The following is a 17,198-nucleotide window of genomic DNA, read 5'->3' on the forward strand; positions in this document are numbered from 1 at the left end:
AGCACGCATGCGTCCGGGCCCGATGACGCGCGGGGCGTCCGGGTCGGATCGAGCAGGCGATGCGGTTAAGGCGTCAGCGCCGCGTGGGCAGCAGGCCGAAGAACTTGGTGGCGTCGAAGGCGACCGGACGCGGCGGTGCCGGTGGCGGCGGGGGCAAGGCGGCTGCGGCCTGTGCTTGACCACCAGCCGCCGGCGCGCCCTCGGCGGACGCCGCCGCCAGCATCTTCATGATGCCCGCGAGATCGGGGCCGCTATCGGCCTTCACGGGCTCGGCAGGGATCGCAGGGGCCGGAGTGGAACTTCCGACCGGGCCCGACAAGTCGAAGCGCGCGCGAGGCGCGCTGGCGGCTCCCCCCGGCATCGTCGCGTTGAACTCACCCCCCAGGAACGACGCTGCCTTCTTCAGATGCGGGCCGAACTGATCGTTGACCTTGTCCGCCACCGTGCCGGGCGTGCCGCCATTGCCGGCATCGGACGCGTTGAAGCGGCCGGGCGAGCCAGCGTTGACCGTGGAATATGCGTTCATCAGCCCCGAGCCGGGCACGTAGCCCCGCGAAAGAAGGAACGCCTCTGCCTTCGGGAGCTGCTCCTCGAAGGTCTCCGAGCCGGTGACACCGAACTGCTTCTGCTCGTTCGGTCCGAACTGGATCAGCCCAAGGTGACGGTTGCCTGCTCCACCTCGAATGCCAGGGTTGAAGGTGCCCGCGCTCTCAAAGGAGATCAGGCCGCCCCACTCAACCGGCGAGAGGCCTAAACGGCTGGCGCTGGCGACGAGGGCGTCGCGGCGTGAATCCGTCATGGCAGGCTCCAGACATGCAAAAGGCCGCCCTTGCGGAGCGGCCCTCGGGTCTGGCGCGCGTAGCGCCTGACAGTGGCTGTTTCGGGTGTTTCGCCCGACGGGTCAAGTGCAAATTCACGCAAGGTCTACAGAAGGGGGCTGGGGCGATTGCGTCAAAACTATCATGCGACCCGCTATTCCGGGACGGTGCGCACTGCTATCATCCTAGAAGCTGTGCGGGATGCAAAATGTAACGATCGTGGATCATAATTTAAGGCAGCATCAGTGAAGATATGAATCATCTGCAAGGTTCTATTTCTTTACTACGTCTTTAAAATCATCATAAACATCGTCATTTAATGGAGATTGAGTTGTTGAAATCGGACATTACGGATTATGAGCGCTGGTCCAATACGGACGGTCTTTCACTTCGTTGGAACAATCGAGCTAAATTTGCCGCCCAATTTGTTCGACCCGGCCTATCTATAGTTGATATAGGCTGTGGTGCAATGGCCGTTGAAGGTATCTTTTCTGCTTCTTCATACGTTCCTTGCGACGTTGTTCAGCGTGACGATAGAACAAAAGTCATCGACTTGAACGCTGAACCAATTCCCGGCGAGTGGTTCGCGGGTGCTGATGTCGTCGTAATGCTCGGAGTACTGGAATACATAGCCGATATTGCATCAGTGCTGCGAGCCATATTTGATGCTGGCAAGCCTATAATCACATCATACCATCCAACCAACCGCAATCCAGATTTGGAAGAGCGAAGCCACACTTGGATTAGCTCATGCACAGTCGAAGAATTTGAAAGCCTTATCAGAGAGTGCGGCTTTTTAATCCAGTGGAGATATGCCTACAGTGGTAATGAGCTGGTATATTTTATATACCCGAGTAATTACTCAAAGAATATTTCAGACCTAGCCGCAACGGCTGATACGGACTTATTCCGATCAGAGCATATTACTAAGCGGCCATGCATCCTAGTTGCGGGCTTCTACGGGCGAGGCAACTGTGGCGACGAGGCATTGCTGCAAGTTATCTATGAGGAATTTTCCGCGGAATACGATATTGTAATTAGTTTAGACGAGCATGGAGCGATGCCCGGCTATTGGGATTGGTATCCATACAATCTCTGCAATCGCATTCACCAATGTAATCTAGCATTTCCTGCGCGCCCTATGGCGGGAATGATCGTAGGTGGCGGAGGACTACCTATCGGGTTTGCTGCGGACCAGATCTACTCAGCGAAGCGCGCTAACACCCCTATTGCTCTAGTTGGAACAGACTACCCTCGCAACGCAATGCTAGACAGCAAAGCAAGCACTATATCTGAATACAACTACCTTAGAATGTTTGATTATATCGCATTCCGATCGGCGGATTCCGTTGCCAAGGCGTCAGATATTGGAATAAAGGCTAATTACGGGGCTGATTGGGCCCTAAATCTACAAGCCGATAACTCGCCTGATGTTTCTGAAAACAAAAAGAGAGTATTACTGGTCGTAAGGGAATTTCCACTAAGATTAGCTCAAAATTATTATGTAGAACAGATTCAATATCTACATAGAGAATTATGCGAGATGGGTTATGAGCCTTATTTTCTACCTTTTTGCGACGAGGATGATCGATTTGTTCGCACCTTAAGTCTTGATTATCTCATGCCCTCAGAAGTGCAGTGGTGGAACGCTCGTCGAGTAAAGCAATTGATTGATCAGTCCGGTTTAGTAATCAGCATCGGACGTCTTCATCCGATGATATTCGCAGCAACAACCCAAACGCCCATTATTCAACTATGCCCCCCGCTCATGCAAAATATTGACCCTATGAAATTCGTGAAGATCGCAAAAATGTCCAAAGAGTTCACAACATCATATTATGAGTCAACCAATGATGTTGTGAATGCTGTTAGATCAGGAATCTACATGAAAGGACGCGCAGCAACGGTGCAGGCGGCAAAAACTAGATTAGCCGCAACAGTTTCCGCGTTAAGAGATTTATTTTCTTCTAATAGTATTTAATCCGCACTTGCCGGATACTATGCTGCTTTGACATGAGAAAGCTGCCGACACAGGCAGCTTTCAATGGATGATATTGTAGCGCAACGAGGGCTTGGTGCATATCGATTGAGAGCCGCACTAACAATTGTGATTATTCGACCTTAGCAGCACAACAGCGATACGGAACTAATACCCTTTATCAGGATCGCATGGTATCCCGGCACCACATTCGCGCGGATTTCGCCTGCTATCGTCCCGGCATGCCCCGCTGGTCCTCATTCCTAATCAGCATGTTGATCTTCCTGCCCACGTGCGCGGGGTTCATCATGCTGATCTGGCCGGCGTTCACGTCCAGGCCATTGGCATCTGGGTTCGACGGGGACCTGACCCTTGTCGGGGCATTGGCGGCCATAGCCAGCGCGACCTTTGCGGCGGTGATGTTTTGGGCCCCACCGCGATCCTGGGGAAGACGCTGATGCCGCGCTGGCTCCAAGTCGCCCTCACGCTCGTCCTGTTCACTGCCATCATGCTGGCGGTTGGATGGGTCGCGAAACGAGCCGTTCCAGCGGTGCTCAAACCAATTGCCGAGTATACTGGTTCAGGGTTCTTGCTTGCCGGTGGTGTTGTCATCGCGATCGCCGCACTCATGATAGCGCTTCGGCCTCGCGATCAGGCTGGTCGGATGAAGCGACTAACGCTGCGTCGATGAGCCCTCGCGCGTCGGAGCCGCGCCACCGTTCGATAGCGTGAGCAGACGGCGCGTGAAGGCCTCCGCGTTCTTACTGCCGACGGGCGAACGCGCCAGGGCGCGCAGGTCCGGCAGAGCCTTCGGATCGGTCAGCATCCGGGCGATGGCCTCGCCATTGCCCATCATCCGAGCCTGCAGCATGGCGTCACCGACACCGCGCTTCAGACCGAGGACAGCGCCACCGGCGGCCCCACTCCACCCACCGACGCCAGCACCCGCTGCCGCGCCCGTGGCGACATCCGCCACGGCTTGGCCGAGCTGCGTCTTCCCGCTCTTCAACTGGACCTGGATCGCCTGGTTAAAGGCAGTGTCCGACCCCTTGTTCGGGCGGTACCCGGTGGTCTCCAAGGTCATGAGGAGGTTATCCAGCCCCTTCACCAGCGTGTCGCCCTCCGGCAGAGCGCGGAGCACAGCTTCGAGGTTCTGGCGTTGCTGGGCATTGCCGCGCACGGCGGAGGCGAAGCCCGCACCGCCGTACTGCGCCGCCAGCCCCTTCGACTGTTGCGTCGCCTCGTTGAAGGTGGATTCGAGGTAGATGCGGGCGAGGTCGCGCGCGGCCGTGGGCCGGTTCTTGACCAGCGCCGTCATCGCCTGCGCCACTTCGCCGTGGCTACCGGGCTTCGGGTTCGAGGCGAACACCGACCGAATGGCCGCATCGACGTCCGGACGATCTGCAATGCGTCCGAGCGGCGAGGCTTCGACGCGGGCCAGCCCGTCACGGGCACGAACGACCGCCTCGACGCGGTGGAAGACGTCCGGCATCTGCTCGAGCACGTCCGCCTGATCGCGCAGGAGCACGCTGAGCTTATCCGGGTCGATGTTTCCGCGCGCGTCCGAAGCGCCGTCGAGGATCTTCGTCGCGACACGGCCCTCGTAGGCCTGACGAGCCGCCGGCGTCGCGTTGGCCAGGAACTCGCGCGCCGCCGAGTCGCCTTGGATATGGGTCGGCACCTGTTCCGTCGGTGTCGCCATGCAACCGGTGAGCGGATCCTGCTGGACGACGCGGCCGAGCGGGGTGTTGGGGGCGAAGGGCTCCAACGGGCGTGAGTTCGCCGCGAAGTTCGCGTCGGCCGTCGCCACCTCCGGAACAGCCTTCAGCTGGGCGTCGAGGGCCGAGCGCGAGATCTGCAGATCGCGGACCTGCGTAGCGTCGCCATCGCGGACCGCCGCCTGAATGCGGTGGTCGAGCCGCTCGCGAGCCTTCAGGTTGCCCTCGACGGACATATCGAGTTGAGCGCCGCCGGGCTCGTACAGATCCTTGCGTGTGCCGCTGAGCGCACCGCGCACGTCGCCCTTGGCGAAGCGGCTCTGCTCCGCAATGGCGTCGAGAGCCGGTTGCGAGTTCACCTGACCGAACCGCACGTCGGGGATCGCCTCAGTGACGGTGGTCGACTTCACATACGGGTCGAGCGGCCCTTTCATCGCGCCGACGGTGCGCTCGTAGGCGGCGAGCGGGTCCGTCTCCTCGCCGCGCATCAGCGCGCCCACGACGCGCTCGCGGATGTCCGGGTGAATGCCCTTCGGGTCGACCTCGACGCGCGCGAGATCCTCGTCGAAGCGGGTTTCGGCCAGCGACCGGGCGTTCGCATATTCGTCTGCCGCCTGACCACCAGGCGCGCGTCCCTTCGGACGTCCGGCGCTATCGAGCGGGTAGGACGGCACGCCACGCTGCTCGTTCTGCAGCTTGCGCAACAGCTCGGAGGAGATGTCACGCGCCATGCCGCCGTCGGCGTCGGGACGGAAGTAACCCTCCTCGATCAGACGCTCGCGCCAGAAATTGTCGAGACCCTTACCGTCCGGACGCGCGACCTTGCCGACGCCGGGCACCATGAAACGATGCAGGTCGGTCGCCGCAGCATCCCCATCCAGGCGCAAGCCGCCGTTCTGCGCGATGAAGCGGGCGAGGCTGACGCCGTTCGGATCGTTCCCGATCGCGCTGGGCCGCTCGAAAGCCTCGGCGGGACGAGGCGCACTGGCCTCGAACTGCGGACGTGAGAACGCCGGCTGGGTGACTACCGGCTCGCCAGGGCGCTCCACCTGGATCGTGCGCTCGATCCCAAAGTTCTCAGGCACGTTTCGAGCGGTCGCATAGTCGATGTCCGCCTGCGCTTTGCGGGCGGCCTCGCGCGCATCGACCACACCACGCATCTCAGGCTGGATGACCCGCCCGGCAGCATCGTCGGTCACACGCGGACCCACGGCGGCGCGGGCCTCGGCCAGGGCCATGCCTTCGGGGGTCTGAGCCACACCAGCACGTGCCGCGGACTGAAGGTCGAGACCGAGGCCGGACGGCGCGGGGTTCTGCGGACCGATCGCGTCAAAGGCCGACCGCGCGACGTTGTCGATCGAGGCTGGGCGGGCGGCATAGAACTCATTCATGAGCCGGCCGCCCTCACCGCCGGAATTGGCGACGACGCGGGCCAGCTGGGAGGCGCGCACGGCCCTGCCATCGGTCGCCCGGTTCCGGGATGTCCGGTGCATCACCGCCGAAGTAGACGTCCGTCCCGGCCAGGGTCTCGAAGGTCAGGATCCGCTCGCTGAAGAAGAACCGCTCCGGCTGGTAGTGCCGGATCGCCCGACTGATCGCGATCTCGATCTGACGGTCGAGGTCCGCCCGCTCGATGTCGTCCGCGATCTCGTCGATGAGGTCGCCGAGCGTCGGTTTCCCTTGCGCGTTCGGCATTGGCGACCCTCGGATTACTGGATGGATGCGGCGGCGGGGCCGTGGGCTCCGCCGCTACGTTGCAGGCCGCGAGATGCAGCCAGGATGCCGTGAGCATCATGCGTCGTTGTTCGGGACGTACTCGATGACGATGGTGGCGACGCCGGCGGCCGGGGCGCCGGTGACGGTGCCGTACAGCACGGTGTCACCGACGAGGCGGCCCTTGACGGTACCGGTGTCGGGACGCTTGGCGCCGGCGGCGGTCGCAGCGGAATCGGCTGCGGCCACGATGTCGTTGCCGCCGACGGTCGTGCCGACGGTGAGCGTGGTGCCGGCGGTGAACGCGGTCTCGATCAGCACGAGGGTGCGGCTGATCAGGGCGCCGTCCGGCAGGGAGGCCGGGAAGGCGAAGGCGCCGTCGGCGAAGGTGACGGTGCGGCGGACGGTGTGAACGACCTGCTCACGCAGTTCGCGCGCGGCGGGGCGCACGGGGGTGACGTTGGTGGCCATGTCGGGCCCTCTCAGGATGCGGGATGAGACGAAGGCGCGGAGCCGTCAGGCCCCGCGCACCGGTTCAGTCAGGAGAGGCCGCTTAGGCGGCGTCGGCGGGCTTGGCGTAGGTCGGGATGACGATCGTGCCGAAGTCGTCGCCGTTGTAGGTCGTCTTCTTCATGCCCCAGATCGCCCAGGCCGAGACTTCGAGGTTGCGCTTGTGGTCGAGCAGCTCCTCGTTCCAGCGGTAGCGGGTCTCGCCGCCGGCCTTGCCGTAGGCGATGGTCGCGGCCTGCGCGCCGAGCAGCACGGCGCGGCGGGTGAGCGGCACAGCCGTCTTGCCGTCGGGCGACACGCCGGCGGTGACGTCCTGCGCCTCGCGGAGCACCACGTTGTTGTACTCGCCGAGCGCACCCGAGAAGATCGGGGACTTGGACGATTCCATACCGGCCATCGCAGCCTTCTGGATGTCGAGCCACTGGCCCGCGGCGGTGTTGGTCCGGAGCGAGGTGACCTGCGTCGAGTGCAGGTACATCACGTAGACCTTGCGGCCGTTGACCACGATGGGACGGATCATGACCTTGCCAGTGGCGCCGCCGGTCTTGGCGAGCTCGACAGCCTTGTCGATCAGGTCGAGGGTCATGATGTCGCCAGCAACGAGGGCGGCATCGTTGGCGCGGCCGTTCGGGCGGAAGATGCGACCGACGGACGGGGCGGTGACAGCGTTGTTGGCGCTGAACTTCTTGCCGTTGGCCAGGCCGTTCACAGGGGTGAAGCCGCAGACGTGGTTGAAGAACGACACCGTCTTGCGGGTCTGGAACCAGTCGGCGAGACCGGCGCGCCCCTGCTCACGCAGGTTGAACGGCACGCGCTGGGCGTCGATGGTGTGCTCGGACTTGCAGCCGACCACGTGGCCGAGCTCGTCGATGGTGACCTTGTCGGAGTTGGTGCCGAGCTGCTCACCGTTGCCCTCGGCAACGTCGGAGGAGGAGAAGCCGTCGCCCTTGAGCTGCATGCGCAGGCCGAAGGTGACCTGGTCGCCATTGCCCTTCTTGGTCTCGGTCTTCTCCTGGATGATGGCGCCGTCGCCCTCGCCGATGAGCGGGTCGATGTCGATCGACTTGTTCGCTTCGGTGGCGAGCTTCTTCGACCAGAGCTTGATGGCCAGGGGGTCGTTCACGGCAAATGCGGTGTAAGACATGGGGGTGCCTTCTGGGCTTGTGTCCGGGGGGAGTGGGGTGCGTTGCGGGCTGTGCGTCGCCGCGCGGACGGAAGCCGGGCCCCATGGTGCCGCTGGGGACGGTGGTCGGACGGGATCCTTACCGGGGATCAGGCGAAGACCGTGACGAGGCCGAACGGATCGCGTGCCGTGCGATCAGGCGAACCGGGCCGGCGAACGCAAAAAGCCCGCGAGATGCGGGCTTCGGACAGACGTCGGATCGGGGTATCGGAGAAAGGCCGGCGGGAGGGTCCGGGGCGGACCGTCACAGCGCTGGCGACAGCGTACCTAATGCGCGGGTTTTGCCCGTCGGGTCAAGAGTGAAGTGTACTCGGTTGCTGGAAGCAACACGGCCTTAAATGCTTCCTCAGGGTGGGGAGCGGACCCTCACCCTTCATCCTGAAGCGGACGTTCCGCTTCCGACCCAACCTTGCCGTAGCTGCCGGTCTATGCTGTCCTCGGAAGCGGACGTTCGCGGGTCGGGCGTTAGAAACATTGCGGTTCGCATAATCGAGTTATTAAATTAGCATCAGCTTACACCATCAGGCAGTCTCCAGAACTAGAAGCGCCATGTAGACCGTATGCTCAACGTAAGGTGAACGCAGACGCGGTTCCGTTTGCGACAAGCTAAAGCCAGCCAGTCCGGTCACACCCAATCCTCAACAGTCGACAGCTTACATCCGGTATTGACACATATTTATTTTTCCGATTACTAGTGGTTACTGATTTTTATGGGAATCGGCGAATGACTACCGCGATAGCATCTTTTCTCAACCTAGATCAACCTATTAGCCCGCACCTTCTCAGGGTTACACAAGTAGTTCCAATAGGAATTATAGAATCGATCTCATACCCCAATTATTCAAATTCATACCCAGCCCTTATAACCACTACGACAAATAGCTTAGCCGCTACTGATTATTATCCGCATGTTAGCCCTCAATTTGATGGCTACAGCTTCTTTGGATCTAATTTCTTCACGAGCATAGTGCCAACGGAAGTGTACATTGTTGACGAAGGCGGCCCCGATCAGGCTCCTACCTATTACTCAGTTTTTCACTATGAAGGGGGCTACAACTTCGATGCTACTTTCGCCACCGCGGCAAAGCAGGGCGTATTTACCGCAGATTTCCGCGATCCTGAGACTAACGATCCAGGGGCTAAGCGATCAGAGATAGCCGGGAAAAGTCTACTCAGCATCATAGGGGAAGACACAACACTCAATATTATGGGTACAATAATAAGCTATAGTGACTATAATGCTATATTAAACACGTCTGCAACGACAGTTTTTACCGGCATCAATGGAGATACATTTAACAGTTTGGCAGCAACCATCGGCGGTATTGCGCTGGCTGGTTCAGAAGTTGTTCTTTTCGATGGCGATAATGAAATATCTAACACAATTGCCGATGCGGTAACTGGAAATTTTTCTGTTTCTGCTTCGCTTGCGCAGGGCGAACATAATCTAGTTGCGAAGGTAAAAGATGCCACGGGGAACTTCATTATTGAACTCAATACCTTGAATACTCAAATTGGAACGAATGACGCTGACTCTCTTGTGGGTGGTGTCGAAGATGACGTTCTCGCTTCGGGTGCTGGTAACGATCGGCTCTATGGTGGAGTCGGTGTTGACGTGATGCATGGTGGTCTTGGCGATGACACCTACGTAGTCGACAACAAGGCCGATAAGGTCATCGAGCTGAGCAAGCAGGGCACGGATGTAGTGAAGTCCTCCGTCTCATTTGGTCTGGGAGGCCAGTACATTGAGAACCTGACGCTGACCGGGACCGGCAACCTCAGCGCCACCGGCAACTCGCTCGCCAACGTTCTGAGGGGCAATGCAGGCGCCAACGTCCTCGACGGAAAGGCCGGCGCCGATACCATGGTCGGCGGAGTGAGCTCTGACACCTACATCGTCGACAACACCGGCGACAAAGCCATCGAACTCAGCACCTCCGCCGGTACTGACCTCGTCAAGGCGTCGGTGTCCTACTCCCTGGCAGGCTTCTACGTGGAGAACCTGACGCTGACCGGGGCCGGCAACCTCAGCGCCACCGGCAACACGCTCGTCAATGTTCTTAAGGGTAACACCGGCGCCAACCATCTCGACGGTGGCCTCGGGGCGGATACGCTGACAGGCCTAGCCGGCAATGATAGCTTCGTGTTCAGCACAAAGTTCGGGACAACCAACATCGACCACATCACCGATTTCTCGGCCATGGACGATACGATCCAGCTCTCGAAGAGCGTATTCGCAGCTCTCTCGGTCGGTCCACTCGCCTCGACTGCGTTCAAGGACCTGGGCGTCACCGGCGCGAAGATCGATGCGAACGACCGCGTTCTCTACGATCACAAAACTGGTGCTGTGTCCTACGATGCCGATGGCAGCGGCACCGCCGCCAAGGCGATCCAGTTCGCCGTTATTGACAATCATGCCACGACGACGCTGACCCACCTCGACTTCCTGGTCGCCTAAACCCACAATAGGCCTTGGCAGGACCTTCCGCGTTTGGCCAAGGCATTTTCGACGCTTGCAGTGGGAAAACTTAGGTGTCTGCAACGCTAGGCGCGAACCGAGTTGCAGTCAGCTAAACTACCGACGTTGATACGTCCTCCTCCACGAAGGGTGGCATAGTCTCAGCCTCCCATTAGGGCGCGGACGCGCACCGGGTTCTGAGCGGAGACCCTGTCGAACTCGGCCTCCGACATATTGGCGAGCATCTCGAGGGTGAGTTCGCCGGCAGCCGCTCCGCCAGCGACGGACAGGGACTTGCTCGCAGCCTGACCGCGGGAGATGCGCGCGGCCTTCTCTGCGGGGCTCTCGGCCGGGGCAGCGGCAGCCTCGGCCGGCTTCGGGGCGAACCCACGGACCTTCGCCAGCTGCAGGATGCGCTCGGCCGGCGACTGGCCGGCGGCAATAGCGGCCTGGACGAGACCGAACTCATCGTCACGGACCGCCTTCACCGCATCGGCCTCGGACATGCCGTAGACCTTCAGCTCGGCAATCCGGCCCTGGAACAGGTGCTCGTAGGCCTGCGCGAACTCGGGCTGGGCCGCCATCACGCGCTGGACGTCACCGCGGTAGCTGTTCAGGACCTGGCCGCGCTCGGCTTCCTGCGCCTGCGCCTCGCGCTCGGCCTTCTGCGCCTCGGTCATCTGAGTCTGACCGGTGCGGATATCCTGGATCTGCTTCTCCAGGTACTTGGCGTAGCCGAAGATGTCCTCGTTCGGGTCCGGGGGCGTCTCGGGCTCGGGAGCGGCCTGCGCGGCGGCAGCGGGCCTTGCCCCCTCGGTCAGAACCTTCAGGCGCTCCTCCATGCGGGCGTACTGAAGGCGCGCCTCGTCGCGCTCGCGCTCGACGGCTTTTCGGCGCTCGCGCTCCTGGTGGAAGGCGCCATGGCGGACGAACTTGCCCTTGTTCTCGTCCGCGTTGCCGTCCTCGGCATCGGTGTCGACGACATCGCCCGGAGCAGCGGCCTCGGCCGGGGCCGCAGCGGCAGCGGCGGCATTAGGGGCGGCATCGCCACCAGCGACCGGCTCAGCGGCGCCAGCGGCCTCGGGAGCGGGCTCGCCGGACGCATAGGCGTCGAAGGCAGCCTGCTCTTCAGCCGTGAAGGCGTCGCCGCTGTCCGCGGAGGTGTTGAAATCGTCGTTCATGGGTGTCCTCGTGACGTGAAGGGTACGAAAGCCGGCATGACGCCGCCGGCTAGGCGATCAGGATCAGGCCAGGAGAGGGCCGACAGGCTGGGCAGGCGGAGCGGCCATGGCCGCCACCTTCGCGAAGCCGTCGATGTGATCGTGCTGGATCAGCGCCGATTCCCGCTCGGCCTTGGCCTGCTTGAGGTTGGCGCCGGCGGTGAGGTCCTGGATCTTCGCCACGGCGGTCTGCATGGCGACCTGTTGCTGTTGCTCGGCCTGCGGATCGGTCGGAGCCTGTGCGAGCAGCTCGCGCATCTTGGCGACGAACGAGGCCGGGAACGGCGAGTACGGCAGCACCTCGAGAAGGACCTGCGGAGTGATCATGTCCTTGATGACCGGGAAGACGCTGGTGAACGTCGACCAGATCACCTCTTTCTGGTTCGGCGAGGACGGCATGTCGTCGATGATGACGTCGTAATCGCCGAGGGTCTGATCCCGGATCAGCGGGACGACGCGGGTGGCGCCATCGCCGACGATGCGCACGAGGCGCCCGTCCGAGAGGAAGTTCTGAATGAAGTAGAGGCGCACCCTGCCGATATGCTTGCGTGCGCGGCGCAGGGAATCGAACAGGGTGGCGAGGATCGTCATCGCGGCCTGCTTGCGCTGATACTCCAGCACGCCGGCCTGTTCCTGTTGCTTCTGGCCGAGCAGTTCGAGGTTCACGCCCGAGGAATCGCGGATCGACATGATCGCGAACTCCATGAGCTGGTAATGGCCGGCGGGCAGCGTCGGGAGGGGCTTCTCCTTCATCCGGCCGCTCATCAGCGTGCCGTCGGCCACCCACGTCACCGCACCGGGCTTGGCGTAGCTCGCCTCGAACTCGCCCTGATCCGGGACCGCGCCCGTCTCCATGAGGATGCCGCCCTTCGCCTGGCGGTTCAGCATGTCCATGGTCTGGGACAGCCACTTGTTCGCGTAGCGCTGGGGGTCCTTCATCATCCGGACGATGCCGAACCAGGTCCCCTTGTTGTGGTCGCGGTCGCCGGTCATGCAGGCGTAGGAGAAGCGGTCGCCGGCAGGGGCCTCGCCCTCTTCCAACACAGTCCCGCCGATGAAGGCCCGGCGATAGACGCGCTTGGTGATGCTGTGGGTCTGCAGGGTGATGCCCATGGCGGCCGCGCGGCGCACCAGGACGGAGGCCTTGCCCGGCTCCATCTCGGTCGCCTCACCGGTACCGGGATCGGTCACGGCGACGACGCGGCGACGCTCCCACCACTGGCATTCGACGATGGTCACGCGCGACGTGCCGTCCTGCGCGGAGCCGGGACGGTCGATGCGGCTGTCACCAGGCTGCAGGCCGGCATGCTGGTCGCCGTCGCGGTCCTCGGCCCAGGCCGCATCGAGGTCGGCCGGGTCGGCATCGGGGAACAGCCCCTCGGCCTCGGCCCGGTCCATCGACTTCGCGCGGAAGATCCGGCGGGCGTCGGCGAGGTTCCGCTTCCGTGCCGTCGAGTCCCAGACCATCTCAAGAGGGTCGACGCGGTCCTCGACATAGGCGCCGTCGGGATCGAGCTCGTAATCGAGCCGCATCTCGACCCAGCCCATGCCGGTAATCGCGACGTCGACGAAGGCGTCCGATTCCTCGTCCTCCGCCTCGGCCTGCCCCCCATGCCGACGCAGCTGAGTGAGCCCCGCCATGAAGATCCTTCAACTCCAAGCCGAGAACGTGAAGCGGCTGAAAGCCGTCTCCATCACGCCCGACGGCAACATCGTCGAGATCACCGGCCGCAACGGGCAGGGCAAGTCCAGCGTCCTCGACGCGATCTGGTGGGCGCTCGCCGGCACGTCGCACATCCAGGCTGTGCCGATCCGCAAGGGCGAGAACGAGGCTCGCATCCGCCTGGACCTCGGCGAGATCAAGGTCACCCGCACGTTTAAGCGCCAGGACGACGGCACCTTCCCCACGAAGATCCTCGTCGAGAGCGCGGAGGGGGCCCGCTATCCCTCGCCGCAGCGGATGCTCGACAGCCTCCTCGGCGCTCTGTCGTTCGACCCGCTGGGCTTCACCCGCATGGACGGGAAGGACCAGCTCGAGGCGTTGAAGCGCTTCGTCCCCGGCGTGGACTTCGACGCGATCGACAAGGCGAACAAGGCCGATTTCGCCAAGCGCACCGAGGTGAACCGCGAGGTGCGCACCCTGCGCTCGCAGGCAGCCGGGATCAGCGTGCCCGAGAACGCCCCGTCGGAGCGGATCGACGACGCGGCCCTCGTCGAAGAGTTGGAGCGCGCCGGCGAGCACAACACTTTGGTGGAGCGCCGTCGGGCGAGCCGAGAGGCCTTCGTCGCCGAAACGGAGCGCATGGAGGCGCGCGGAGCTGATCTTCGGGCGCAGGCCCAGGCTCTCTACGACCAGGCCGCCGAGGCGGAGGCACTCGCCGCCGGCAAGCGTCGCCAGCTCGCCGAGGCCGAGCAGCTTCCCGAGCCCATCGACACCCTGGATCTGCGCCAGCGCATCGCCGACGCCGGTCGCGTGAACGCCCTGGTCGCCCAGCGCGAGCAGCGGGATCGCATCGAGGCGCAGTCGAAGGACGTCGAGACCCAGGCCGCCGCCCTCACCAAGGCGATCGAGGACCGGACCGCCCAGCGTCGCGAGGCCATCGCCAAGGCCGAGATGCCCGTGCCCGGCATCGGATTCGGGGAAGACGAGATCCTCCTCGACGGCATCCCGTTCGACCAGGCGTCGAGCGCCGAGCAGCTGCGGACGTCGGTGGCGATCGCCATCGCGATGAACCCGAAGCTGCGCGTGATTCGCGTCCAGGATGGATCGCTCCTCGACGAGGACGCCATGCGCATCCTCGCGGAGATGGCCGCCGCCGCCGACTATCAGGTTTGGATCGAGGTCGTTCAGTCCGGCCGGTCGGCCGCCATCGTCATCGAGGACGGCGCCGTCGCTGGCGGTCTCCTCGCGGCTGCGGAGTGATCGCCATGCAGATCATCGAGCACACCGAGGGTCTGGTGCCCGGGCCCGGCCTCTACCGGATGGAGGCCAAGGTCTACCACGCGGACCCGGCACCTGCGCCGAGCCTTTCGTCGTCGATCGCCAAGCTGTTCATCACGCACAGCCCCGAACACGCATGGGCAGAACATCCGCGCCTCGGCAAGCAGCCGGAGGACGAGCGCGACCCGACCCGGACAATGGAGATCGGCAGCGTCGCCCATAAGTTCATCCTCGGGCAGGGCGCCGACGTCGTCGTGATCGACGCCGACGATTACCGCACGAAGGACGCCAAGCCTCAGCGAAGCCGCACGCTACATGCGGGTGGTCTGGAAGCCGCTCCACCGGACGCCGCTCCACGCGATCGACCGCAAGCAGGTCGCGGCGCGTCTCGCCGAGATCGCTCGGGATGCCGGCCCCTACGCGGCCAACCGCGCGAGGGCGGCGCTGTCGGCTCATTTCGCGTGGCTTATCGGGACCGGCGCCGCCGACATGAACCCCGTCGTGGGCGTCCCGAAGCCTGCGCCAGAGGAGAGGCGGGCCCGAATTCTGACAGAGGACGAGATCAAGGCCGTCCTCGGCGCGTGCCGCGACGACGACTTCGGTCGGATTGTCCGGCTACTACTGCTGACGGGCCAGCGGCGCGACGAGGTCGCTGGCATGGCCTGGGCCGAGATCGATCTGGTCGGAGCGGTCTGGAAGTTACCGGCGGAGCGGGTGAAGAACGGTCTGCCGCATGACGTGCCACTGTCCGGTGCTGCCCTGGGCCTGCTGACCAAGGCACCACGACTCGAAGGTCGTACGCTAGTGTTCGGTCAGGGGGAGGGCGGTTTCCAGGGGTTCTCACGGGCGAAGGCTGCGCACGACAAGCGATCAGGCGTCACCGGCTGGCGACTCCACGATCTGCGCCGCACGGCCGCCACCGGCATGAACGAGATCGGCGTTCTGCCTCATGTGGTCGAGGCCGTGCTGAACCACATTTCCGGCCACCGCGCGGGTGTGGCCGGGATCTACAATCGCGCGATCTACGCAACAGAGAAGCGGATCGCGCTGGATATGTGGGCGGCACACCTTTCCGCAATCGAGAGGAATGCACGACTAAGCAGATACGTCCGCCCCGGTTTTCCCGAGACGGACGCTGGTTGCGATATCAGTCTTAAGCGATGAAGAAATCGTGGTGATTTAGAGCGACCTTTGTATCAACAACGGCAAAAAGGATAGCCTTGGAAGCACCATTCCCATCGGCATCGTAGAACAATTCACCCGTTCCACGATTGTAAAGGAGGCGGTCTGACGCATCCGTAGTGCCAGAAGCAATATCTTTGAACGCACTAGCGGCAAGATCACCGAGCGCGAGCGCCTTAAACACTCCTTGTGCAAGTTCGAAGGTATCACCAGTAGCCGCATAATCGCTTATGTGATCTACGTTTGTACTGCTCAACTTAGTCGAAAACACGAACGTATCTGCCCCGGCTCCGCCGGTCAGCACGTCCTTGCCTGTACCACCATCGAGACGGTTCGCACCGGCATTGCCAACGAGCGCGTTCGCCTTTTCGTTGCCAGTCAGGCTGACGGTGGCCTTTCCAGTTGCAGCCTGAAGCGTTTCAATCGCTTGCCCGGTTGCTAGCGCATAATTTACACTGCTGATAACCTTATCGCTTCCCTGCGTCGCCGCTTCGATGACCTGATCTTTTGCGTGATCAACATAATATACATCGTTCCCAGCACCACCGCGCATGGTATCGATGCCGCCCTTACCATCGAGAATGTTTTTACCGGCATTCCCGATTAGGATATTGGCGAGTTCATTGCCGTATCCACTGAGACCGCTAGCGCCAGTCAGCGTCAAGTTCTCGACGTTCGCTCCAAGCGTGAACGATATAGAAGATTTGACTAGATCAGTTCCCTGCTTGGCCGCTTCGATGACCTGATCCAGAACGCTATCGACAACGAACGTATCATTGCCGAGACCGCCGGTCATTTTGTCAGCACCCGTGCCGCCATCAAGGAGGTCGTCCCCGCGCCCTCCGCTGAGGGTGTCATCGCCGCCCTTGCCCAGGATAGTATCGGACCCACTCTGCCCCTTCAGGACATTTGCCGCGTTGTTACCGACAACGCGAATGGGGTCATCGTCAATGATCGTGAATGTCGCTGAGGCAACGGGAGCTACGCCACGACTGGGATCGACGGGAGACAGATAAAAATTGATTGCGAATTTCTCATCCAGCTCTGCGAAGAGGTCAGGATTAATTTTGAAATCCAAGTAACCTTCGTATGTAAATCCGCTAGAGCTGAACGCGTCTCCCGGCTCACCTCCGGGATAGTTGCTGAAAAAGTCTTCCCAAAAATCACTATACTGGCCAGATATCGGTACAATTTTCCAAAAAAAGCTGTTGTAAACGGTATTTGTTTGGTCAATTTGAAATGAAACAATTTGACCGTTGGTTCCTGCTGAGCTGCTTCCTTCTACAACCTCTCGCCCGAAGCTGCTAGAGATCGTATAATTCCCACTCTTGGAAATAACTACCACGTCCCAACCCCATATTTGTTATGAACAGACCGCCACCTCGTTGACGGATCATATGGCGTAATTGCGGAGAACGCTCTGCCAAAATTCGTATGGAGTACCGAGCAACCAGAGTTCGGTTGTTGTGTTGTTTTT

At 61.8% G+C, this 17,198-nt stretch carries 12 protein-coding genes; 4 read left to right on the plus strand and 8 right to left on the minus strand.

The genetic code is table 11. The annotated features are described in order from the left end of the window. Positions 1-73: 73 nt before the first annotated feature. A complete protein-coding gene (locus RQI43_RS07945) occupies positions 74-799 on the minus strand; it encodes a hypothetical protein (RefSeq protein ID WP_311274792.1) in 726 nt (241 codons plus the stop codon). A gap of 353 nt (positions 800-1,152) precedes the next feature. Between RQI43_RS07945 and RQI43_RS07950 the strand changes: the two genes are divergently transcribed. After that, positions 1,153-2,799, plus strand: coding sequence for a polysaccharide pyruvyl transferase family protein (locus tag RQI43_RS07950; protein ID WP_311274793.1), 1,647 nt, complete (start codon positions 1,153-1,155; stop codon positions 2,797-2,799). Positions 2,800-3,469: 670 nt separating this feature from the next. On the opposite strand, the gene RQI43_RS07955 is transcribed toward RQI43_RS07950, so the two are convergent. The 4 genes from RQI43_RS07955 to RQI43_RS07970 all read right to left on the minus strand — a co-directional run bounded on the left by RQI43_RS07955 (position 3,470) and on the right by RQI43_RS07970 (position 7,881). Then, positions 3,470-5,965 (minus strand): hypothetical protein, encoded by a 2,496-nt coding sequence (locus RQI43_RS07955; RefSeq protein ID WP_311274794.1) that lies wholly within the window; start codon positions 5,963-5,965, stop codon positions 3,470-3,472. After that, positions 5,919-6,209, minus strand: a complete 291-nt coding sequence (locus RQI43_RS07960) for a hypothetical protein (RefSeq protein WP_311274795.1) — start codon at positions 6,207-6,209, stop codon at positions 5,919-5,921. Before RQI43_RS07960 ends, RQI43_RS07955 begins: the two co-directional genes overlap by 47 nt. A gap of 96 nt (positions 6,210-6,305) precedes the next feature. Further along, entirely contained in the window at positions 6,306-6,698 is a 393-nt protein-coding gene (locus tag RQI43_RS07965) for a hypothetical protein (protein ID WP_311274796.1), read from the minus strand. Between the two features lie 82 nt (positions 6,699-6,780). Beyond that, on the minus strand, positions 6,781-7,881 hold the full coding sequence (locus RQI43_RS07970; protein ID WP_311274797.1) for a N4-gp56 family major capsid protein: 1,101 nt from the start codon (positions 7,879-7,881) through the stop codon (positions 6,781-6,783). A 1,006-nt stretch (positions 7,882-8,887) separates the two neighbouring features. Here RQI43_RS07970 and RQI43_RS07975 point away from each other — a divergent pair. Beyond that, positions 8,888-10,378: a calcium-binding protein gene (locus RQI43_RS07975; RefSeq protein ID WP_311274798.1), complete on the plus strand. Its 1,491-nt coding sequence runs from the start codon at positions 8,888-8,890 to the stop codon at positions 10,376-10,378. 161 nt (positions 10,379-10,539) lie between these two features. Here RQI43_RS07975 and RQI43_RS07980 read toward each other — a convergent pair whose 3' ends face one another. Beyond that, positions 10,540-11,559: a hypothetical protein gene (locus RQI43_RS07980; protein WP_311274799.1), complete on the minus strand. Its 1,020-nt coding sequence runs from the start codon at positions 11,557-11,559 to the stop codon at positions 10,540-10,542. Between the two features lie 63 nt (positions 11,560-11,622). Beyond that, positions 11,623-13,239 (minus strand): hypothetical protein, encoded by a 1,617-nt coding sequence (locus tag RQI43_RS07985; RefSeq protein WP_311274800.1) that lies wholly within the window; start codon positions 13,237-13,239, stop codon positions 11,623-11,625. Between RQI43_RS07985 and RQI43_RS07990 the strand changes: the two genes are divergently transcribed. Together RQI43_RS07990 and RQI43_RS07995 are read left to right on the plus strand one after the other, a co-directional pair. Continuing rightward, positions 13,238-14,521, plus strand: coding sequence for an AAA family ATPase (locus tag RQI43_RS07990; RefSeq protein ID WP_311274801.1), 1,284 nt, complete (start codon positions 13,238-13,240; stop codon positions 14,519-14,521). The two genes, RQI43_RS07985 and RQI43_RS07990, sit on opposite strands and share 2 nt — an antisense overlap. A gap of 333 nt (positions 14,522-14,854) precedes the next feature. Then, positions 14,855-15,703: a tyrosine-type recombinase/integrase gene (locus RQI43_RS07995; RefSeq protein WP_311274802.1), complete on the plus strand. Its 849-nt coding sequence runs from the start codon at positions 14,855-14,857 to the stop codon at positions 15,701-15,703. On the opposite strand, the gene RQI43_RS08000 is transcribed toward RQI43_RS07995, so the two are convergent. Then, complete coding sequence (locus RQI43_RS08000; protein WP_311274803.1) at positions 15,693-17,066, minus strand: calcium-binding protein; 1,374 nt, start codon at positions 17,064-17,066, stop codon at positions 15,693-15,695. The two genes, RQI43_RS07995 and RQI43_RS08000, sit on opposite strands and share 11 nt — an antisense overlap. Positions 17,067-17,198: the final 132 nt, after the last annotated feature.

It is taken from the genome of Methylobacterium sp. WCS2018Hpa-22 (assembly GCF_031843785.1).
Lineage (GTDB): Bacteria > Pseudomonadota > Alphaproteobacteria > Rhizobiales > Beijerinckiaceae > Methylobacterium.